The 18,923-nt window shown below is 61.5% G+C and carries 20 protein-coding genes and 1 pseudogene; 15 read left to right on the top strand and 6 right to left on the bottom strand.

Features of this window, described 5'->3' with window-relative positions:
• The first annotated feature begins 429 nt into the window (after positions 1-429).
• From ACYKG1_RS20155 to ACYKG1_RS20115, 9 genes and pseudogenes are all read left to right on the top strand, one after another.
• Complete coding sequence (locus ACYKG1_RS20155) at positions 430-858, top strand: cysteine peptidase family C39 domain-containing protein (protein ID WP_100474352.1); 429 nt, start codon at positions 430-432, stop codon at positions 856-858.
• Positions 783-1,427: pseudogene (locus ACYKG1_RS20150) on the top strand (HlyD family type I secretion periplasmic adaptor subunit); the annotation flags it as partial. The gene ACYKG1_RS20155 and the pseudogene ACYKG1_RS20150, both read left to right, overlap by 76 nt.
• A 142-nt stretch (positions 1,428-1,569) precedes the next feature.
• Positions 1,570-2,079 (top strand): hypothetical protein, encoded by a 510-nt coding sequence (locus ACYKG1_RS20145; protein ID WP_157804663.1) that lies wholly within the window; start codon positions 1,570-1,572, stop codon positions 2,077-2,079.
• A 113-nt stretch (positions 2,080-2,192) separates the two neighbouring features.
• The gene (locus ACYKG1_RS20140; protein ID WP_157804661.1) at positions 2,193-2,399 is read left to right on the top strand and encodes a hypothetical protein; all 207 of its coding nucleotides are present in this window, start codon (positions 2,193-2,195) and stop codon (positions 2,397-2,399) included.
• A 672-nt stretch (positions 2,400-3,071) separates the two neighbouring features.
• On the top strand, positions 3,072-3,470 hold the full coding sequence (locus ACYKG1_RS20135; RefSeq protein WP_478471199.1) for an Imm10 family immunity protein: 399 nt from the start codon (positions 3,072-3,074) through the stop codon (positions 3,468-3,470).
• Positions 3,471-3,580: 110 nt separating this feature from the next.
• A complete protein-coding gene (locus ACYKG1_RS20130) occupies positions 3,581-3,919 on the top strand; it encodes a hypothetical protein (protein WP_478471198.1) in 339 nt (112 codons plus the stop codon).
• A gap of 42 nt (positions 3,920-3,961) precedes the next feature.
• Positions 3,962-4,402: a hypothetical protein gene (locus ACYKG1_RS20125; RefSeq protein ID WP_478471197.1), complete on the top strand. Its 441-nt coding sequence runs from the start codon at positions 3,962-3,964 to the stop codon at positions 4,400-4,402.
• A gap of 26 nt (positions 4,403-4,428) precedes the next feature.
• A complete protein-coding gene (locus ACYKG1_RS20120) occupies positions 4,429-4,836 on the top strand; it encodes a hypothetical protein (protein WP_478471196.1) in 408 nt (135 codons plus the stop codon).
• A 69-nt stretch (positions 4,837-4,905) separates the two neighbouring features.
• Positions 4,906-5,478 (top strand): hypothetical protein, encoded by a 573-nt coding sequence (locus ACYKG1_RS20115; RefSeq protein WP_478471195.1) that lies wholly within the window; start codon positions 4,906-4,908, stop codon positions 5,476-5,478.
• Between the two features lie 52 nt (positions 5,479-5,530).
• On the opposite strand, the gene ACYKG1_RS20110 is transcribed toward ACYKG1_RS20115, so the two are convergent.
• Together ACYKG1_RS20110 and ACYKG1_RS20105 are read right to left on the bottom strand one after the other, a co-directional pair.
• Positions 5,531-6,061 (bottom strand): cold-shock protein, encoded by a 531-nt coding sequence (locus tag ACYKG1_RS20110; RefSeq protein WP_478471194.1) that lies wholly within the window; start codon positions 6,059-6,061, stop codon positions 5,531-5,533.
• Positions 6,062-6,107: 46 nt separating this feature from the next.
• Positions 6,108-6,464: a hypothetical protein gene (locus ACYKG1_RS20105; RefSeq protein ID WP_478471193.1), complete on the bottom strand. Its 357-nt coding sequence runs from the start codon at positions 6,462-6,464 to the stop codon at positions 6,108-6,110.
• Positions 6,465-7,018: 554 nt separating this feature from the next.
• Between ACYKG1_RS20105 and ACYKG1_RS20100 the strand changes: the two genes are divergently transcribed.
• The 4 genes from ACYKG1_RS20100 to ACYKG1_RS20085 all read left to right on the top strand — a co-directional run bounded on the left by ACYKG1_RS20100 (position 7,019) and on the right by ACYKG1_RS20085 (position 14,424).
• The gene (locus ACYKG1_RS20100; protein WP_478471192.1) at positions 7,019-7,507 is read left to right on the top strand and encodes a hypothetical protein; all 489 of its coding nucleotides are present in this window, start codon (positions 7,019-7,021) and stop codon (positions 7,505-7,507) included.
• A 409-nt stretch (positions 7,508-7,916) separates the two neighbouring features.
• The gene (locus ACYKG1_RS20095; protein ID WP_157804657.1) at positions 7,917-10,136 is read left to right on the top strand and encodes an RHS repeat domain-containing protein; all 2,220 of its coding nucleotides are present in this window, start codon (positions 7,917-7,919) and stop codon (positions 10,134-10,136) included.
• Positions 10,136-13,963, top strand: coding sequence for an RHS repeat domain-containing protein (locus ACYKG1_RS20090; protein WP_478471191.1), 3,828 nt, complete (start codon positions 10,136-10,138; stop codon positions 13,961-13,963). The genes ACYKG1_RS20095 and ACYKG1_RS20090 overlap by 1 nt, the downstream gene beginning before the upstream one ends.
• Positions 13,960-14,424, top strand: coding sequence for a hypothetical protein (locus ACYKG1_RS20085; RefSeq protein WP_157804655.1), 465 nt, complete (start codon positions 13,960-13,962; stop codon positions 14,422-14,424). Before ACYKG1_RS20090 ends, ACYKG1_RS20085 begins: the two co-directional genes overlap by 4 nt.
• A 38-nt stretch (positions 14,425-14,462) precedes the next feature.
• On the opposite strand, the gene arr is transcribed toward ACYKG1_RS20085, so the two are convergent.
• Both arr and ubiK read right to left on the bottom strand, forming a co-directional pair.
• A complete protein-coding gene (gene arr / locus ACYKG1_RS20080; RefSeq protein WP_478471190.1) occupies positions 14,463-14,897 on the bottom strand; it encodes an NAD(+)--rifampin ADP-ribosyltransferase in 435 nt (144 codons plus the stop codon).
• A gap of 127 nt (positions 14,898-15,024) precedes the next feature.
• Positions 15,025-15,276, bottom strand: coding sequence for a ubiquinone biosynthesis accessory factor UbiK (ubiK, locus tag ACYKG1_RS20075; protein ID WP_005419983.1), 252 nt, complete (start codon positions 15,274-15,276; stop codon positions 15,025-15,027).
• A 155-nt stretch (positions 15,277-15,431) separates the two neighbouring features.
• Here ubiK and ACYKG1_RS20070 point away from each other — a divergent pair, with 155 nt between their 5' ends.
• Positions 15,432-15,770 carry a P-II family nitrogen regulator gene (locus tag ACYKG1_RS20070; RefSeq protein ID WP_005411374.1) on the top strand — a complete coding sequence of 113 codons (339 nt, stop codon included), beginning with the start codon at positions 15,432-15,434 and terminating at the stop codon, positions 15,768-15,770.
• 103 nt (positions 15,771-15,873) lie between these two features.
• Here ACYKG1_RS20070 and ACYKG1_RS20065 read toward each other — a convergent pair whose 3' ends face one another.
• Positions 15,874-16,533 carry an RIO1 family regulatory kinase/ATPase domain-containing protein gene (locus ACYKG1_RS20065; RefSeq protein ID WP_478471189.1) on the bottom strand — a complete coding sequence of 220 codons (660 nt, stop codon included), beginning with the start codon at positions 16,531-16,533 and terminating at the stop codon, positions 15,874-15,876.
• A gap of 434 nt (positions 16,534-16,967) precedes the next feature.
• On the opposite strand from ACYKG1_RS20065, the gene ACYKG1_RS20060 reads away from it, so the two are divergent.
• Entirely contained in the window at positions 16,968-17,873 is a 906-nt protein-coding gene (locus ACYKG1_RS20060) for an aspartyl/asparaginyl beta-hydroxylase domain-containing protein (RefSeq protein WP_024957655.1), read from the top strand.
• Between the two features lie 118 nt (positions 17,874-17,991).
• Here ACYKG1_RS20060 and speE read toward each other — a convergent pair whose 3' ends face one another.
• Positions 17,992-18,843, bottom strand: a complete 852-nt coding sequence (speE, locus tag ACYKG1_RS20055; protein WP_049403786.1) for a polyamine aminopropyltransferase — start codon at positions 18,841-18,843, stop codon at positions 17,992-17,994.
• Positions 18,844-18,923 lie beyond the last annotated feature (80 nt).

Raw genomic sequence — 18,923 nt, 5'->3', positions numbered from 1 at the left:
TCTGCCCATGGCGGCTCCGCACTTTCCCCCGGCAACCACCGCGGGCCCTGATCCCGCCAACGCCCGCTCCAGCAGGATCCGGCTCGGGACTTCCTTCAAGGCCAAAGCACTTCGTGGTTGGGCGTGGACGAAATACCGCGATTCTCTGCTCCTGGCCGGCAGCGGAAGTTCAATAGATAGCCGACCAAAGTTAGAGCCAACCCGCTGCGGATTTTTCGGGCAACGTGTCGGACATCTGCCCCGACGCTGCAAGGAGCTTCCCTGCGGCGGATACGACCCGGAAACTGTCCTCGCAGGGTCGAATCCCACAAGCGGAGAGTGGCGCCTCTGATGCGGCCAACTGTGCTGAGACCCCCACTTGACAGGGTTTTCAACTGACCCCAAGCTCATCGCGGGGACGCGCACAATGGAAGTTGCGCAGGGGATTTTATGTCAGAGGGAGACGCGGCACTTTCGGTGCCGGGGGTAGCGCGCGCGCAGGATCAACAGGATCTGGCGTTGCGTGGTCTGGTGCTGCTTGCTCAATTTCATGGCATTGCGGCCGACACCAGTCAGCTGGCACACGACGCTGGACTGGGCAATGCCCCCATGGACGAAACGACCCTGGTCTTGGCGGCGCGCAAGCTGGGCTTCAAGGCGCGGATGGTGTCGACGCCCTGCGCGCGCTTGGCGTTGGCCAACCTGCCTGCGCTTGCGCTTGGTGAGGACGGTGATGCGTTCATCATCGCCCGCATCAATGGCGATCAGGTGCTGATCCACGATCTGGCCCAGAAGCGCCCGTTGAGCGCGATCTTGCCGCGCAGCGCAATCGCGTGCAGGAGATCCGGTCGGCCCAGCGGGCTGCCGAAGAAGAACTGAGGGTGCTGGTGGCCGACTTCCGCCAACAGACCCTGGACGGATTGCGTGAGGCGCAGGAGCAGATCGGGCAGATGGCGCCTGAAGTATCGCGAACAGGGCAGCGCGACCACCAGATGACCCTGCGGGCGCCTGTCGATGGAACTGTGCAGCAGCTGGTCGTGCATACAGTGGGTGGTGTGGTTACTCCGGCGCAGCCCCTCTTGGCCGTCGTCCCCAGCGAGGAATCACTGGAGGTCGAAGCTACCATCCTCAACAAGGATATCGGCTTTGTGCGCACCGGCCAGGCGGTAACCGTGAAGGTGGATAGCTTCCCGTATACCCGCTACGGCTACCTGACAGGGAAAGTAGTGAGCGTCTCTCACGATGCCATGCAGGACGAGAACCTCGGCCTGGTCTTCCCGGTACGGGTGAAACTCGACAAGGCCACCCTGCAGATCGATGGGGTGCGCGTGCGCATGACCGCAGGCATGAGCCTGAGCGCCGAGATCAAGACCGGGAAACGGCGGGTCATCGACTACCTGCTGAGCCCGTTGCGCCAACACGCGGGAGAGGCGATGCGCGAGCGCTGATCCACGCCAGGCACCCAAGACGGGTGGCCACACCACACACCAAATGAGGTCATTCGTGCGAAGACTGCGCTTCCTCCTGCTTCCGCTTCTGGCAGTCCTGACTGCATGTCAGGGTCCTCCCCCTCAGCGTCCCGTGCACGTGATGCTCCGTCCCTACCTGCTGCGACCCGGTGTCGACCCGGCGGGTGACAACGCGGTGGTCGTGAATCTGTATCGCGACAACGGCCGCGTCAAAGATGGGCCAGGCAGAGCGGCGGGGACGCCATGGACGTCCATCCGCCTGCTGATACGCATCGGTACCACTTTGCCCGCGTCAATGTCGCTTCGCGACGATGACCGTGTCATGGATGAAGGCGACGGTTTCGAGCGTCTGGTTCCAAAGAGCTGGGCGCCTGAACGCGGCATTCTTCGCTTCGAAGGGCCGTGCGCGCATCAAGTGCTGGCGACGCAACGGTCCGGTGACAGCACGGACAAAGGCACCTACTTGGCTGAAATGCAGATGGATGGCATGTATCTACAGTACCTCTACGGCGCGCAATCCCACGCTGACCACCTCCGCTTCGCCGCCTGGGTCTACAACTGGTATGCCGGGCATGCCTGCCCTCCTTCGGAACCTGCCGCTGGGAGCCCGCCCGAACCCGGCACACACTGACCCCAGACGCCACATCCTCTCTCCACGCGCTGCAGGTGCGGCGGGTGGTCCTCGCCTGATCCATCACGCCTTCACTCCATTCACTCTTCACTGCAGCTGTATCAAGGAAGAACATGTCCGGCATTCTCAATCTTGATTCGTCCCAGTGCGCCACGCCTCAGAACTACCGAAACTCAGGCCAGCATGCCGAGGCCTATCGCCACCTGAGAGACCTTGCCCATACCCAGGCACGGGGGTTGGATGCAGCTACCGCTGCAGAACTCAACAAGATGGCGAACTGGTTCAATGCCGCAGGCAAGATCAACGCCAACGATGAATGAGTTCATCCGTGCGGATGCTGCGCCTCCTCCTGCTTCTGCTTCTGACAGCCCTTGCCGCATGCCAGGACCCTCCACCTCAGCGCCCAGTGAATCTGATGCTCCGTCCCTACCTGCTGCGGCCCGGCGTTGACCCGGCTGGTAGCAACGCCGTGGTGGTGCATCTGTCCCGCGACGACGGCCGAGTAAATGAGGGGCCGGATAGAGCAGCGGGAACGCCATGGACGTCCATCCGCTTGATAGTGAGCGTCGGCGCCACGCTGCCTGCCTCAATGTCACTTCGAGGCGATGAGCGCGTCACTGATGAAGGCGATGGATTCCAGCGACTGGAACGCGACAGCGGGTCCCAGATGCACAGCATGCTTCGCTTCATGGGTCCCTGCGGACACGAGGTGCTTGCCACCGCATGGTCGAACGACTCGCCGAGCAGGGGTATCTACCGTGCAGAAATGCAGATGGATGGATTGTACCTGCAGTACTCCTATGGCGCGGAGAGCCACGCCGACCATCTGCGCTTCGCGGCTTGGGCATATGCCTGGTACATGGGGGAGCCTTGCTCGCAGCCGACGCAGGACACCGAGAGGGTGTCCTGCAGCAGAACGCGCATCGCGCCTGGCGGGCATACCCCCCTGATGCATTTGCAGTGCACATCGTAATGTCGGGAGTACCCGGGGAATGTACAGATTCACGGCCGAAGTCGTTTCCATGGAGGAAGATGACTACTGCATCGTAGTTGGCTTGGCCGACAGCTCGACGAATCCGTCTCGTTACGTGGTATTGCAGAACGCGAAGGCGTATGACGACCAGGACGAAGAGTTGGGCATGGCGCACGCCCATATCGAGGTCGGTGGAGGTCTTGAGCCTTGCTATGGCGGTCTGGTGCATATCTCTCTGCGGCGCATGGAGCTTGAGCTGTCTCTCTCCGAAAGTGCACAGAGGAAGCTTGGGATCACTGGTGGGATTGCAGTGACACTGAAAACGTTGGAAAACGGCAGCAAGCTGGAGGCCGCGTTGCGGAAAATCTGTGTTGCGGAGGGTATTCCGCTTGATCTGAACTCGTCTGGACGGGATTGAGTTCATGCTGTGCCGCGCTGCCTGCGAGAGGCGGGCTGAGCGGGGACAAGAGGCAGCAGGTCCTGACAGGCGAATGTGTTCTGGCTCATTTTCAAAGCCGGGGGAGTGGCATGAAAGCTGACGAATTTGTATCCGCTATCCAGCGCTATGTGCTTGAATCATCCGTGCGTAGTACGATCTCGAAACTGGCGTATCCACCGGGCCGTCGGGTGGCCCCAGACCTGTTGGCACGGTCCGAATGGTTCAACAGCTTGTCCGCTGTAGAAGCCGACATGTTGCGACCCGTTGCCGGTGAAGCTGCCCGTTCGGCGGTCTTCGGGTTTCTGGCGGTGCTTGATGGCACCCGTGTCATCGATTCAGAGAAAGGCACCTTCGAGCTTCACCATGTGGGTCGCGAGAAGCGCCTGGCGAATCCGTCTGGCATCGATCTACACGACCTGCTCGAATAGGTGCGGGATGCGCGCGCAGCACTGATATGGAGCGTGGGACTGATGAAACTGAACTTCGTGGCGGACTGCGACTGGGAGTCGCATGTTGGCAGGATAAAAAGTCATTACGTAGAGCGCTCCGCCACATTCGAGTCCAGGAGCTACGGGAACGAAGTGGCTTCTGTGGCATTGCTTTTCGTGTGTCGAGATCCCGAGCTGGATTTCAAACGAAGAGTGCAGTTTCGACGAAAGAAGTCGGAGTTCTATACCGATGTAATGCTTGACCTGCCGACCATCGTTCCGCTCTCGATGAAGGAGAAGATGCGGTATGTCTCCCGCGAATTGCGTGAGCAGTTGGCGGAGCAATTGGGCAGGGTGAAGTTCAAGGACTTCGACCATGCAAGGTTTCTGCTGGATCTGAAGGTATGGCTGGAGGACATCGATAGCCGTTACGACGGCCAATCGTCTGGCGCATGGCACTATGCCTCGGGCGAGGCATCCTAGTCGCTCCGGAAGTCACCAATGCTCACTTGCTGGTCAAATTTCTCAACGGAATGGGGGATCCATTGCAGCGCTATCTTTGTGATCTGGATGTAACAGGCAATCTTTCGGCGGGCCGCGATGTCGAGCAGCTGCTCCCCGATCGATATGAGTTGGATCAGCGTGTGATTCGCTTTGTCTCCATTGAGCAGGCCAATCTGAACGCCTGGAGGGTTCGTCTTTGCGAAGTGTTTGACAATGGAGCGCCTGGCTTCATCGATGTGTACGAGTTCGAGGCGGTGGATCCGGATCATCCCTTTGGCGCCGAGTGGACCTTTGATTCGGTTGATGGTGCCTTGAGGTTCGCGCGGGACGTGCTAAGGACCAGTCAGGGGCGCTATGTGAATCAAGGACTGATCCAAGACGAGTACAAGGACCGCTATCATCCGGAATGGTGATACGCCTCTGGAACGAATCGGCTATCCGCGCATGAGTCACGAATGTCCTGTGATCATTCCTTCAGATGGATGGACGAAGTTGTCATGAAGACACGCAGATTCATCTTGATTGCGGTGGGTATGTTGCCTGCAGTCGCCGGCTTCCCCGCAGGGAATCCACGGGTGGATTTTGTATCGAATGCCTTCCGCGATGGAAGTTTCATCCCGCATGTCTACAGCGAGCGGGATGTCCTGCGCCGCTATGGTGATGGCGAGATGGTCGTGGACGCGGCAGGACTGATACGGCGCAGGTACCTGGATCCCACTACCCGCTTGGAGGTGCTGATCACCTCCAACCCTGACGTCGCTCCAGAGTTCCGAACCATCGATGAAATCTGCGTTTCATCGATCAGCGCGGGGCAACCCGCCGCAGGCAGAACTGAGAGCTTGCGGGGTGTAAAGCTGAAAGGCGTTGCCATGGGTGACCCGGCGTCCAAGGCCGTCGGCACAGCAGTCAGGTATGGCCATGGAGACACAAAGCAGGCAACGCTGGGCGGCTTCAAGGTCGAGCGCACCTGCGGGTTCTCGGAAGGCGGATCGAACATATGCTTCTACGTCCGGGACGGAAAAGTGGTTGCAATGGCACTCGGGTTCGGCCCCTGACCGGTTGCTCTGCCCCTTGCGGTGCAGGCGCAACCCCACTACAAGCGTCAGCCTACGAAGGCACTTCAGCGCGGACATGGTTGCTGGGATCGGCCTGGCGGCGGCCTGGGCCGCCAAGCAGACACCGCTGCTCATCAGGCACCAACCCATCGAAGTGCCCAAACCGCGCCTCAACCCACGAAGGCCCCGCGCTTTCCACCAGCAATCGCCCCTGGCTCTGGTGCAGATCCAGCCAACGCTCGAAGCTGATGCGCAGGCGCTCAATATCCGGTGCCCGCCACCGTGCATCGGCAGGCATCCGGATCAGCACGCGCGAGGGCGCGTTCTCCACGTCCATCACCAGCACGCCCTTGCACCGGATCTCGAAGGACGTCGCCCCGGCATGGCGCGCGTGCAGTTCAAAGCCCTCGTATGCCTTCGCGGTAACGAAGCCGAGCGCATCACTGCGCAGCTGGCGGTAATCGGCCGGCCGCAGCTTCTGGTAGGCCCACACCTGATCGCCCGCTGGCTCGGGCCACTCCACCCACATCGCGCCGATCACCGCGATGCACACCGCTGCAGCGGCAAGGCCGTGCATCTTCATTCGTCACCCCCGCACACAGGCAGAAAACTCCGCGCCACAAGCGCGCTCAGTCCTTGGGTCGCATCCGCTCGTGAATGAAGGCGGTAAGCGCGATATCGGCCATCACGAGCCCCTCCATCACCCGGTCGCCCACGTACTGCTCCGGCTCGCCGTTCTGGCGCGTGCGCTCGGCCGCCAGCAGGATCTCCTGCACGATGCGCTGGCCGGTGAGCGCGCAGTCGGCGTCGGACAACGCCATCTGCCGGCTGCGCAGGTGATGCCGCTCGGGCCAGGGCTGTCCGTCGGCCGCAGCGCCCGCGCCGATGGCGTGCAGGATGGCGATGAGGCTGGTGGGGTCCAGAGCAGGGCCGGGCGATGGCGGCTGCTGGATGGCGCGCGGGGGAGGGGAGTGCGGCTTGGTCATGGCAGGCTCCGTGCAAGCAAGCGGAAGCCGCCACCGATAAAGGTGGCGGACGGGGCATGGCTCGAAAACCGGTGTGTGATGATCGCCGGCGGGCACAAGGCCCCCACGCCCCGCCCGCCATAGCCGGCAGACGGATTGCCAGCCGGCACCACGCAGGGTGATGCCGGCTGGCAAGCGCAAACTTCATCACAACGACGGGTTTTCGAGTCCCGGCCACCGATGCACGGTGGCGGGGTAACGATTACCTGCTGTTGTGAGGATTGCCAAGGGGTGGGGGCCAATGCCGCCAAAACCCGAGACGTTTTTGGCATTGTCGCATAGGGGCCGTGCTTCCACAGGCCTTGGGGCGAAAGGCTTCCGGAGCCTATACCGCCGCGTCACCCGTTTTTCCGGAAGGAGAATTCTGGGCGTGGCATATGCGACATGACTGGTCTGGTTGCGGGTTGGCTTGTTGGCCGAACCTGGCCGTCCTGGTATCGCGCTGTATCAACCGGGCAGGTCCGCGATGCGGTGCCGTGCAGAGAGGCGTAGGGTCATTCCATCAGGGAGGTTTCATGAGAAGCATCTCAATGCTCCTGCTCGCGCTTGCGCTTGCCAGCCCGACGGCAGTGGCCGCGGATGGAGCCTCGGCACAAGCTCTGCTCAAGCGCATCGCCAGCGATGGGGGACGCAAGGTTCTCTGGGACCTATGGGAGCACGAGCGGCAGTTTGATCAGGTCGTCTCTGGCATCGAGTCAGGCGATCCCTCGTGGCTCAAAGTCGCAGTTGCTCTCAAGCCGTTCTCCGATGCGGGCGCCTCGCCCTCCATCAACTACGCGGTCGCCCGTGCACTGCCCAACGCACCCGAGCGGGTGCTGGCACTGACCACGCATGGATTCAATGTCGAAGAGGTCTGCACATCGCCCTTCATCGAGCCGGCCCCGGGCGTCGCCGACGCATACGAACGACGTGCTCTTGCAGCGCCTGCAAGGATGAAGGGGACCGCGCTCGCGCCGGTCGCGGCAGCGTGTGCCGTGCAGGTCCGGCTTCCGGATGGGGCCTGATCATCTGCACGGAGGGGGGATCTGGGGCGATGCAGGGAATGAAGACTCTCCGCCGTCAGTTGATCTACGTCCAAGTGCGCCGGGACCACCTTGTTGTGCGCGTCGTCATCGCCGCATAACGCGCGAGGTGCGGAGGCCCCTCGGGGTGATCAGTGCGTTCGGGCCTTGGCCCTAGGAAAAGCCCTACAGCTCATTGCGGGGTTTACTGACCTGTGCGTATCGAAATCTCAGTGCAGAATCGGCGGCGCTGCATGAACGGATTGTTCATTTTCGCCAGGGGAACGCTATGGGATCCAGGTGGTTGCGGTTCGCGCCAGTATTGCTGTGCGTTGTTGCTTCGTCTGTTGCTGCCCAGCAGCTTGTGCAACCGGAATCGGAGTACGCGAACAAGGTTGGCAAGGCACAACAGATGGGGCGCCTTGACGAGAAGACCTTCGGCGAGAACATCTCACTGTTCAATGGTCAGCTCAGCTTTTCGGTAACCGATATCGCGATCCCAGGAAATGCCGGGCCTCCAGTGGAACTGGTCCGGAAGCGCTCGATAAGCGAGCGCTATCTCTATCAGGACAGCAAACCTGGCGATCTTGCCGGCTTCTACGATTGGGACATCGATATCCCGCATCTTGAGGGCGTGTTCAGCGCCCGTGGGTGGGTGGTTGGACCCGACAACGACGCCTCGCGCTTTCAAAGGTGTTCCCAGCAGAAAAAGCCCTACATCGGCGACGGCATGGGCAGCTTTCCGGAAGCCGCATTCTGGAATGGATATGGATTGAATCTCCCCGGCGATGGGACATCGCAGATGCTGGTGGCTTCTGCCGGCGTGCCAATGCCTGCTGATGGGCTGACGTATGCATGGGTTACGACGGGTAACGTACGGATCCGTTGTCTGCCACAGACGCAGAATGGAGTCCCTGGCGAGGCCTTTCTTGCATTGGCGCCGGATGGGACCAAGTATTACCTGAACTGGGTGGTCACCCGGGAAATGCCGTTGTTCAGCTATAGGGACAATCCGCTGGCGCCGACCCGCGTTCTTTCGCGCAGCCATGTGTTCTTTCTGGCGACTCGGGTTGAAGATCGCTTTGGCAACTGGGTCAACTATGGCTACTCAGGCGACAAGCTCACCTCGATCAGCAGCAGTGATGGGCGATCGATAAGCATTGCCTACAACGGCGAACGAATCTCCAGTGCTTCGGCAAATGGTCGCACGTGGACCTATCAGTACCGCGAGCCAGGTGCCCTTGGATCGCGCATCGACGGTGGCTTGGCGGCGGTGGTGCAGCCTGATGGCACCCGCTGGACCTACACGGTTACAGGCACCCTCAGGCCGCCCACGTTTGGTCCTACACAAGAAGGGTCGGAATGTGATCCGCGAATGGGAACCGTGTACGGACCCTACAGTTACACCGTAGGTCACCCATCAGGTGCCACCGCAGCCTACTCGCTTGCCTATCGCTACTTTTACCGGGCGACCGACATAAGCCCCTGCTCGTCGCCGGAACAGATTCCCTATACAGGAGTCTGGAGCCTGCAGCAGCGCACAATCAGCGGTGCCGGCCTGCCTACGATGACGACGTCCTACTCCATCCAGGACGGATTCTCCGCCGGCGGTCGATGGACGACGATTACCCAGCCGGACAGCAGCGTCGTGAGCTATCGCTTCGGGGTACGGCCGCGCATCGATGAAGGAAAGATTCTGGAAACGCGCACCGCCAGCGCTGCAGGAGCCACGCTGGAGGGTGTGACCTACCAATACCTGGCCAAGGAAGACGCCGCAGGGCAGTTCATTCCTCTGGTGGGGCAGTCGCTGAGCATCATGATGCCCGCGGAGGGCCTCATCCAGCCGCAGAAGCTGGCAGTAACCCTTCGCGAGGGAACGTCCTACACCGAACGGGTAGATCGCTTCGACACATTTGCAAGGCCGGTGGAAACCTATAGTGGCAGCGATGTCGGTGTATCCAAGGACCGGACTACGTTCCATGACGATCTCTCTTCCTGGACATTGGGACAGAAGGCGCGTGTCGTCGATATCGACAGCGGGATCGAGCAAAGCCGGACTGAGTACAATGCCCAGTCGCTTCCACAAACGACCTGGCTGTTTGGCAAACTGAAACAGACGCTTGCGTACGACGCATTGGGCAACGTGGTGCAGGCGAAGGATGGCAACGGCAACATCACGCAGATGCAGGACTACAAGCGGGGTACTCCCCGCCGCGTTGTCTATGCGGATGGCACCAGCATCTCTGCCACGGTAGACGACAATGGCTGGTTGCTGAGCAAGACCGACGAAACAGCAGCAACGACGGTATTTGCCTACGATGCGATGGGACGCGTGAGCCTGATCCGCTATCCGTCGGATGACACAGTTGGCTGGAACGATACCGTCATCAATCACCAACGTACTGCCGGTACTGAGCGAGGCTTGGCCGCTGGCCATTGGCGAGAAGTCGAGGCAACAGGGAATGCGCGTCGGATTACCTATCGGGATGCACTCCTGCGTCCAGTGCTGAGGGAGGAGTACGACGCGACAAATCGAAGTTCCACGCTGAGGCAGGTGATAAACGCGTACGACCACGCTGGAAGAACCACCTTCCAGTCCAATCCTGGCCGCTATCGTCTTGGGGAGCCGTGATGAGCATCCTGATGAATTCGGCGCTCACTGAGCGACTGGGCTGGATTCGTGCCATGGCAGTAATGGTTCTGGTTCTGGCGGCCAGCTCCGCTGCGTATGCCCAGGCATGGGTGAAGCTGACCGGCCCCGCGCAGACGGTGTATACCGCGCCCGCGACCGTCAGCATGACGGTCGGGTATGGCAGCACCAACGGCGGGCCAAAATCGGAGTACATCGACAACGTACGCCTGACACAGAACGGAGTTCTGCTCAGCAATTTCGCCAACGGAACCTACACCGTTCACGGACTCCCACCTGGTACGTACCAGTACATGCTGACCGCCCAGGGCATCCGCAATCTCAACGGTGAGGAAATTGTCCGGTCGTTGCAGAGCGGCCCGGTGGTCATCACGGTCAATCCACCGCCGGCACCGGTAGATTCCGCTGAGAAGGTTGCTGTATCGCTCAATACAAATCGGGTGGTCGCGGGACAACCGTTCGTCGCAACTGTGACCATGAGGAACACCGGTGAAACCACCTGGTCACCGGGGGGAGGCTATGCGCTGAGCATGCCGGACAACGGACTGGTCTACTGGAGCGCAGCGAGCTCAGCCGTTCCCGCGGTCATACCTCCAGGTGAGAGCACCACTTTCAACGTCACGCTCACACCCAGCACAGGGGCTGCCAACGGAGGCTGGTATGGCGTGACTTTCCAGATGCAGCGAAACGGAAGCTGGTTTGGTCTGAGCACAGGCCAGATTGGCTTCTTTGTGTGGCAGCCGGTGAACAGCGCCGAGTTTCAGAGTCAGAGCGTTGCGCCTGCAATGAAAACGGGTAGCACCCAGACGGCGGTCGTCAGGATGAAGAACACCGGCGACACGGTGTGGCAACCGGGTACCCATTGGCTGGGGGCGCAGAACCCGACCGATTCCACCCAATGGGGAGGGGCGCGTACCGCGCTTCCACGGGCCGTAGCGCCAGGGGAAGTTGTGGATATCGCTGTCCCGCTGCAGGCGCCAGCGACGCCAGGAAACTACAACTTCCAGCGGCAGATGTGGGCGGATGGCAAAGGATGGTTTGGCCCTGCGACGTCGAATGTAGTGATCAGTGTGACGGCGCCGGTAAACAATGCGCGTACGGAGGAAGGAGGAGGCATCCCAATTGAAGTGCAGGCAGGGAGCACTGTCCAGATGCGTCTTCGCTTTCGAAACACTGGCGAGACGACCTGGAGTAGTGGTGCAGGCTACAGCCTTGCAACGGAAAGCCCTTCGGACAATACCGTCTGGGGCGCAGCGCGAATCCCCCTGCCGCATGATGTTCCACCGAACGGAATCGTCGAGTTCCTGTTCTCCATAACCGCACCATCCACGGCAGGCCAGTACCCTCTCCAGTGGAGGATGAATCAGGAGGGCGTGGGACGCTTCGGAGACGCTACCGCCAGCACAAACACTCGCGTGGTGCTGCCACCATTGAAGGGTGTCTGGACCGAATACGATGCCCTGGGACGGGTGACATCGATTTCAAAGGATACTGACGCGGGACTCGCAACGACCGTTGTGGCCTACGAGCCCGGAAATCGGAGAGCGACGACCGATCCTCGGGGAGCTACTACGAGATTCCAGTATCAGGCTTTCGGTTCCCCTATCCAGTCGGATGTGATCGCAATCAGTGCGCCCGAGGGGCAGTTCACTGATATCCCCCGCGACAGATATGGGCGCCCGACTGCCATCGTGCGCAGGGATGCTACTGGCAGCATCCAGTTGCGCAGAACTCTGGTTTACGGCGAGGGCGGAAGCCTGTGCAAGTCGATCGAACCGGAGTCTGGCAGCACAGTGATGGGATATGACGGCGGCGACAATACCATCTGGACAGCGAGCGGCTTGGACCTTCCGGATCCGGGCAACTGCGATATAGCTGCCGCCCATGGCTCGCCTCGTCGCGTCGATCTGACTTATGACGCTCGCAATCGAGTGTCTACGCTCTCCTTCCCGGATGGCAATGGCAATCAGATCTGGACCTATGCCGCAGATGGGTTGCCTGCGCGCATCTCTACGGCGAATGATGGAGGAGCCAATCACACTATCAATGCCTACAGCTACAACAAGCGCAGACTGCTGATTGGAGAGTCAAGTTCACAGGAGGGATGGTACACATGGGGACTTGGCTATTCCTACGATGCCAACGGCTCGCGTAGCGGGATCCAGTATCCCAGTGGCCTGTATGTGGCCTTGGCGCCTGATGCTCTTGGCCGGGCAACCCGGGTTGGAGACTACGTGCTTGGCGCGTCCCATCACCCGGCAGGTGTTGCAAGCCGCTTCACGTATGGTAATGGCATCAGGTTCGAGCAGGACCTGAACGTCCGGGGGCTCCCGGCACGCCTCAGTGCGCTTCCGAATGTCAGTACTCTGAACTACGACTACGATCTGAATGGAAACGTTGTCACGATTGCCGAAATCGGACAAGGCAGCCGCAGCCGCACGATGATGTATGACGGTTTGGATCGTCTCACCCAGGCCACCTCCGCCGCCTTTGGGGGTGGTGGTGTTGTTCGTTTCACGTATGACGTCCTGGACAATATGCAGAGCGCAAAGCTTGCAGGTCGCAAGGATCATTCTTACTACTATGACCAGCACAATCGCTTGACCAACGTCAGATCCAGTGCGGGTGCGACAACGATGGGGCTGTCCTACGATGTGCAAGGCAACCTGTCGATGCGGAACGGGCAGAGCTTTGTCTTCGACATAGGCAATCGAATGAGACAGGCGCCGGGCCCTGAGACGTATCGCTACGATGCGCTGGGTCGGCGCGTGCTGGCATGGTTGCAGGGGAGCGGTTCCATTCACTCGATGTACGACAGGGAAGGAAGGCTCCGTCGCCAGCAGAGCGAGCGTGATGGGATATCCAGAGAGTACCTCTACCTGGGAGAGCTGCTGGTCGCGACATTGGAGACTGGAAGTGATGGCGTGACCCGGCCCAAGTACCAGCATCTCGATGCGCTGGGATCGCCCGTTGCGGTCACAGACACGGCCGCAGCCGTAGTCCAGAGAAGCGTTTACGATCCTTATGGGGAATTGCTGGACCGCCCTCTTTCTGATGGCGTCGGCTATGCTGGCCATGTGAGCGACAGCACTAATGGTCTGTCCTACATGCAGCAGCGCTACTATGATCCGCAGGTGGGCCGGTTCCTGTCAGTGGATCCAATCGCCGTCCATAGAACTCCAGCGGGATCCTTCAATCGTTACTGGTACGCCGACAACAATCCTTACCGATATGTTGATCCTGATGGCCGTTCCAGCATGAATCTGTTCGGCGACCACGATCCGGCGGGGTTGAGAAGGGCTGCAGACGCGGTAGATTCCCGCTCAATGTTTACGCTCACCGCTCATGCAAATCCAGATCTGGTACAGGACCAGCGCAACTCGATGCGCTACACGGACTTTAAGTCGTCGGAGTCCCTTGATCGTGCTCGAAGTGACTTCGGCTTGAAACGTGGGCAAACCGTATTTATGGCTGCGTGTCATTTAGGCGTGGCCCCAATAGGATTGAACAAGTCAATTGGCCAGCTATGGGCCGATCTGAACGATTCCACCGTCTATGCGCCGAGTGGTTTTGTCATGTATCCCACAAACTACTCAGGGGGCCCTGTTACCCTGCGTGTTAACATGCAGCAAGACGGCAAGGGCGCGCCAGGTGTCTGGAATCGATTGACTCCAGGCGGTACGGGAAGTTCAGGCCCAGCCATCAAGACGATTCGATTCAATGCAAACGGCTCGACGACCATAACGTTTGCTGGATCACAGACTGGAAGTAGGCTTCCTCTTACTCAGACCATCGGAAAACCAAAATGACAAGCCTCAAGGCTTCGTTGTCAACTTGGCTGATGTTGCTTCTTTCGGCATGTGGAAATTCCGGCGGAACCTCTTCCGAGAAAGCCGCAGGCGATGTGATCGCAGGGAGCAGAAGCGAAAGCTACGGCCCCGAATCCGCAGCACAGATGGAAGCCAAGGCCCGCTCTGGCGATGGGCACGCTCAGGCGTTGGTGGAAAATCACTACCGCGAGATGGGCGATGCAGCCCTCTACAGGCAATGGATGGAGGAGGGGGTTTCGAGAGGAGATCCTGCGGCGATGCAGCGCCTCGCTTCCCATCTCATTTCCTTGGGGGGAAGCGAGAATTGCCGCCGGGCTGAGGTGATGCTGGTGCGCGCGCGCGGGCTTGTGACGGACGACGACGCGTCGTTCCTTGGAGCGCTCGACTCCACGATGCGACGGCTGAAGGGCGAGCTACCGGGTAGCACGCCCTGCAAGTAACGGCCGCGGGGAAGCGCTGATCTTCCTCCTTATCAGTATCAGTTGATGATCTCCCCACTCCCCGAAGCAACAAACGCCCTCAACTGCCGAACGAATTCCGCGTCATACAGCTCCCACTCCACAATCTCCCCCACAATCCGCAACGGCTGCGCACTGCGATACGACCGCGTCGGATTCCCGGGAAACTTCTTGTTGGTCACGTTCGGGTCGTCCTCGAACGGCCCGGTCGGCTCCACCACATACACGCGCGGCCGCCCCTCACCCTTGGCCATCTCCGCAGCCAACCCGGCGCCCTTGGCAATCGTGGTGAAGTAGATGTGGTTCATCACCACACTGTCGCGATAGTTGGAGCGGAAGCCCGCGCTCAGCAACTCGCCCACCGCGAGGTCAGCGCGGGTGCCGTGATAGAACGGCCCGGCGACCTGGTCGCAGGTGTCATGCGAAACGGGTGTCCATTCGGTGTCCTGCGCCATCGGCACTGCCCCTGCGTGTCCTGCCGGATCGACAGGCCGGCGAGTCTAGGGCGCCCGGTGGGCCTTGCTGCAAGGCCCTATCCGGGAAATACTCTGTAAACGGGAGGCGCGGTGCGCCTCCTTTTTTTCATTCTGCGGCGCCGCGCCCTTCCAGCTCGCGCACGGCGGTTTCCAGCGCGTCCAGCTTCTGGCGGGTCTTCAGCAGCACGGCGCGCTGCACTTCAAACTCCTCGCGGGTGACCAGGTCGAGCTTGGCCAGGCCGGCCTGCAGCGCGCTCTTGAAGGTGGCCTGCAGTTCCTCGCGCGATTCGCGCAGGCCCGGCGGCACCAGGTCGCTGAGGCGACGGGCAAGGTCATCGATTTGGTTCAGGTCGATCATGGGGTGCTCCGTGGGGGTAGGCCCGTGCATCCGGCGCGGGCAGGCCATTCGGGCACAAGGATACTGCCGGCACCCACTGCCCGGACAGGCGGCAGCGGCTTCGCACGGGCCGCGTTCAGGCGCTATCCTCCACGCCGGAAGACAGGAGATAGACGATGAAGATGGTCATGGCGGTGATCAAGCCGTTCAAGCTCGACGACGTGCGCGAAGCGCTGGCCGAGCGTGGGGTCACTGGGATCACGGTGACGGAGGTGAAGGGCTTTGGTCGCCAGAAGGGCCATACCGAGCTGTACCGTGGCGCGGAGTATGTGGTCGATTTCCTGCCGAAGGTGAAGCTGGAAGTGGCGGTGACCGATGACCAGGTTGAGGCGGTGGTTGAGGCCATCGTGAAGGCCGCCGGCACCGGCAAGATTGGCGACGGCAAGGTGTTCGTGTACGACCTGGGCAGCGTGGTGCGTATTCGTACCGGCGAGCTGGACGCGGACGCGTTGTAAGCCGCCGAGAGGGACGTGAGCGGCGAGGTTTTGCGTCGTCGGAACGAAGAGCGGTCGAGCAAGCTCGACCCCTACCGGTGAAGCGGGTGAAGCGGGGCGGTGATTACCGACGCTTCGCCCACTTATAGAACCGCTTCCAGCCCTGGCGCACGGCGGCGACCCAACCCGGGTCGGCCACCAGTGCGGCCTGCGCGGCACTCGGCGCCTGGCCGGTTACGCGCTGGCGGATCTTCAGCAGGTTCTTCATATCGCTGCGGCGCATCTGCCGGCTCAGCGGGTTGCGGCGCAGCCAACGCGGGGCCCGCCAGGCCGAGGTGAAGTCCAGCAGTACCGGCACGCCGCCACTGACCACCACGTTGGTGCCATGCAGGTCGTTGTGGGTGATGCCAGCGGCATGCAGACGGCTGAGCGCGTGCTGCAGCTGCTCGAACACTTCAGTGCCGACCACCTGCGCGGTGCTGAGCGTCTGGCCGGGAATGAACTCCATGCCCAGTGCCAGGCCACCCAGGGTGCCGAGCAGCGCGGGAGCATGCTTCCAGCCGCCCAGGCGCTGCAGAATGCGTGCTTCACGGCGCACCATCAGCCGCGCGATCAGCGAAACGGGAGTGCCGCGATAGCGGGAATAGTCCTTGATGACCGCCTCGCGCCCGTCCAGGCAGGTGCGGTAGACGTCGGGGGCCAGGAAACGCTCGCCGCGCTTGAGCAACAGCGGGGAGGCGGCGTCATCGCCGCAGCAGGAGGGGGGCAGGGCAGGAAGATGCATGTCGGGGTCTCGGACGACCCGGTGGGTGGCGCAAAGCGTCAAGCGAACCGGTGTTACAGGGAGTTACTAAGTTTTCGTTAATTTTAGTACTCGCCAGTTCGCTATTCCACGATTTGTCGGAGAAATGTCGGGGCCGTGGCTGGAACAGTTCGTCACGTAGAATCGGACAATTCTGTCTCACTTACAGGGGCCGCCTCGCTGGATCAATGGGTTGGGCGGGGTTCCGGTCCATTCATCTGCGCCGCGCTGAACGCGACGCACGCCCGGCTTGACCCCGGCGCACGGCCTGCCGACCATAAGCTGTTAACCCGCGACATCGGCGGCCGCCCCCTCCGGCACGTCCCCGTCCCTGCCGCGTTCCCAACCGGTGCTGGCCGCCTGGCCGTGCGTCGCCCCGTTTCCCGTTCCGGCCGCGGCTGGAGGAAAGTGCTTTGATCATCAAAATCGTCATTGCAGCGCTGTTCGTGGCCTGCGTGCTGTACATCCACTTCCGTGGCAAGGTGCGCGCGCGCTGGTCGCGCCAGCTGCTGGACCACTCCAGTTTCATGGCCCCGATCAACGTGGTCATGTACATGTTCTCGAAGGTGCCGACCACGCCGTTCCTGGACCCGGCCAAGGAGTTCCCGCAGCTGGAGCCGCTGCGCCAGAACTGGCAGATGATCCGCGACGAGGCGCTGGCGCTGCGCGATGCGCAGAAGATCGCTGCGTCCAGCACGTTCAACGATGCGGGCTTCAATTCGTTCTTCCGCCGTGGCTGGAAGCGCTTCTACCTGAAGTGGTATGGCCCGTCGCACCCGTCGGCGAAGGCGATGTGCCCGAAGACCACGGCGTTGCTGGAGTCGCTGCCGGACGTGCGTGCGGCGATGTTCGCGCAGCTGCCGTCGGGCAGCGAACTGCGCCCGCACCGCGACCCGTTCGCCGGTTCGCTGCGCCTGCACCTGGGCCTGGCCACGCCCAACAACGACGGCTGCTACATCGAAGTGGACGGCATCAAGAAGAGCTGGCGCGATGGTGAATGGATGATGTTCGACGAGACCTACATCCACCACGCGCACAACGAGACGCCGGATGACCGCGTGATCCTGTTCTGCGACATCGCCCGCCCGCTGCGCTTCGGCCTGCCCGGCCTGTTCAACCGCGCGGTGGCGGCCACGCTGCTGGCCGGTGGTGCCTCGCCGAACCTGCCGGGTGACCCGACCGGCGGCGTCAACAAGGCCTTTGGCAGCGTCTACAAGGTGCGCCTGAAGGCCAAAGCACTGCGCGAGCGCAGCGTGGTGGCCTACCAGCTGATCAAGTGGGGCCTGGTGGTGGCGGTGATCGCGGGTATCTGGGCGCTGTGATCGTTACATGCGGTTGCCGGCCAGCGGCCGGCACTACCGGAACATGAAAAAACCCGCGCTGTCGCCAGCGCGGGTTTTTCTTTTGCATGGGTGGGTGCCGACCGTTGGTCGGCACGCCTTACTTCAGCGCCGCCTGCACGAACGGCGGGGTCACCAGCACGCCGGTGTGCAGCGCGGCGGTGTAGTACAGGGTGTTGAAGGTCTTGGCGGCCGAGTCGGCCTGGCGGAAGTCGAAGCTGCTGTCGCCCTTGCGCGCCATGGTCACGCTCCACCAGCCGGTGGGGTAGCACGGCTGCGGGAACGGCAGGGTCTTGAACGAGCCGAAGCCGGCCTTGCCCATCTCGGTGCGCATTTCGTTGATCAGGTCCAGCTGCATCAGCGGCGACTCGGACTGCTGCACCAGGATGCCGTCGTCCTTCAGGGCCTTGAAGCAGCTCTCGTAGAAGGCCTTGTTGAACAGGCCTTCACCTGGGCCGACCGGGTCGGTCGAATCGACGATCACCACGTCCACGCTGCCGGCCGGGCAGTTGGCCATGTAGGCCACGCCGTCGTCGAACAGCAGCTCGGCGCGGGCGTCGTCGTTGGAGTCGCACAGTTCCGGGAAGTGCTTGCGCGCCATCACCGTGACCTGCTCGTCGATATCGCACTGGGTCACGCTCTCCACGCCCTTGTGCTTGAGCACTTCGCGCAGGGTGCCGCAGTCGCCGCCACCGATGATCACCACGCGCTTGGGTGCGGCGTGGGTGAACAGCACCGGGTGGCTGATCATCTCGTGGTAGAAGAAGTTGTCCTTGCTGGTCAGCATGATGGCCCCGTCGATGGTCATCAGGTTGCCCCAGTCGGTGGTCTGGAAGATCTCGATCTTCTGGAACGGCGACTGCACCTCGTCCAGCTTGCCGGTGATGCGGTAGCCGATGGCCGAGCCGGTGCGCTCGAAGTGTTCGATGTACCAGTTGTTGCTGTCAGTCATTGGAAAACAGTCCTGTTCGGAGGGGTGGAGCCGGGCTGGCGGGCGGGGCCGCGTGGCACAGATGCCACATCCGGACGGAT

Source organism: Stenotrophomonas sp. 85239_Sma (genome assembly GCF_056481725.1).
Note: the sequence above shows the minus strand (reverse complement) of the source record. Positions and strands in the feature narration are given on the sequence as shown.

What these genes read in the sequence shown, in the direction of transcription:
- ACYKG1_RS20070 (WP_005411374.1), top strand. Translation starts at nt 15,432, where the DNA reads ATGAAGATGGTCATGGCGGTGATCAAGCCGTTCAAGCTCGACGACGTG.
- ACYKG1_RS20135 (WP_478471199.1), top strand. Translation starts at nt 3,072, where the DNA reads ATGTACAGATTCACGGCCGAAGTCGTTTCCATGGAGGAAGATGACTAC.
- ACYKG1_RS20090 (WP_478471191.1), top strand. Translation starts at nt 10,136, where the DNA reads ATGAGCATCCTGATGAATTCGGCGCTCACTGAGCGACTGGGCTGGATT.
- ACYKG1_RS20130 (WP_478471198.1), top strand. Translation starts at nt 3,581, where the DNA reads ATGAAAGCTGACGAATTTGTATCCGCTATCCAGCGCTATGTGCTTGAA.
- speE (WP_049403786.1), bottom strand. Translation starts at nt 18,843, where the DNA reads ATGACTGACAGCAACAACTGGTACATCGAACACTTCGAGCGCACCGGC.
- ACYKG1_RS20125 (WP_478471197.1), top strand. Translation starts at nt 3,962, where the DNA reads ATGAAACTGAACTTCGTGGCGGACTGCGACTGGGAGTCGCATGTTGGC.
- ubiK (WP_005419983.1), bottom strand. Translation starts at nt 15,276, where the DNA reads ATGATCGACCTGAACCAAATCGATGACCTTGCCCGTCGCCTCAGCGAC.
- ACYKG1_RS20085 (WP_157804655.1), top strand. Translation starts at nt 13,960, where the DNA reads ATGACAAGCCTCAAGGCTTCGTTGTCAACTTGGCTGATGTTGCTTCTT.
- ACYKG1_RS20100 (WP_478471192.1), top strand. Translation starts at nt 7,019, where the DNA reads ATGAGAAGCATCTCAATGCTCCTGCTCGCGCTTGCGCTTGCCAGCCCG.
- ACYKG1_RS20155 (WP_100474352.1), top strand. Translation starts at nt 430, where the DNA reads ATGTCAGAGGGAGACGCGGCACTTTCGGTGCCGGGGGTAGCGCGCGCG.
- ACYKG1_RS20145 (WP_157804663.1), top strand. Translation starts at nt 1,570, where the DNA reads ATGCTCCGTCCCTACCTGCTGCGACCCGGTGTCGACCCGGCGGGTGAC.
- ACYKG1_RS20105 (WP_478471193.1), bottom strand. Translation starts at nt 6,464, where the DNA reads ATGACCAAGCCGCACTCCCCTCCCCCGCGCGCCATCCAGCAGCCGCCA.
- ACYKG1_RS20065 (WP_478471189.1), bottom strand. Translation starts at nt 16,533, where the DNA reads ATGCATCTTCCTGCCCTGCCCCCCTCCTGCTGCGGCGATGACGCCGCC.
- ACYKG1_RS20095 (WP_157804657.1), top strand. Translation starts at nt 7,917, where the DNA reads ATGGGGCGCCTTGACGAGAAGACCTTCGGCGAGAACATCTCACTGTTC.
- ACYKG1_RS20110 (WP_478471194.1), bottom strand. Translation starts at nt 6,061, where the DNA reads ATGAAGATGCACGGCCTTGCCGCTGCAGCGGTGTGCATCGCGGTGATC.
- ACYKG1_RS20115 (WP_478471195.1), top strand. Translation starts at nt 4,906, where the DNA reads ATGGACGAAGTTGTCATGAAGACACGCAGATTCATCTTGATTGCGGTG.
- ACYKG1_RS20140 (WP_157804661.1), top strand. Translation starts at nt 2,193, where the DNA reads ATGTCCGGCATTCTCAATCTTGATTCGTCCCAGTGCGCCACGCCTCAG.
- arr (WP_478471190.1), bottom strand. Translation starts at nt 14,897, where the DNA reads ATGGCGCAGGACACCGAATGGACACCCGTTTCGCATGACACCTGCGAC.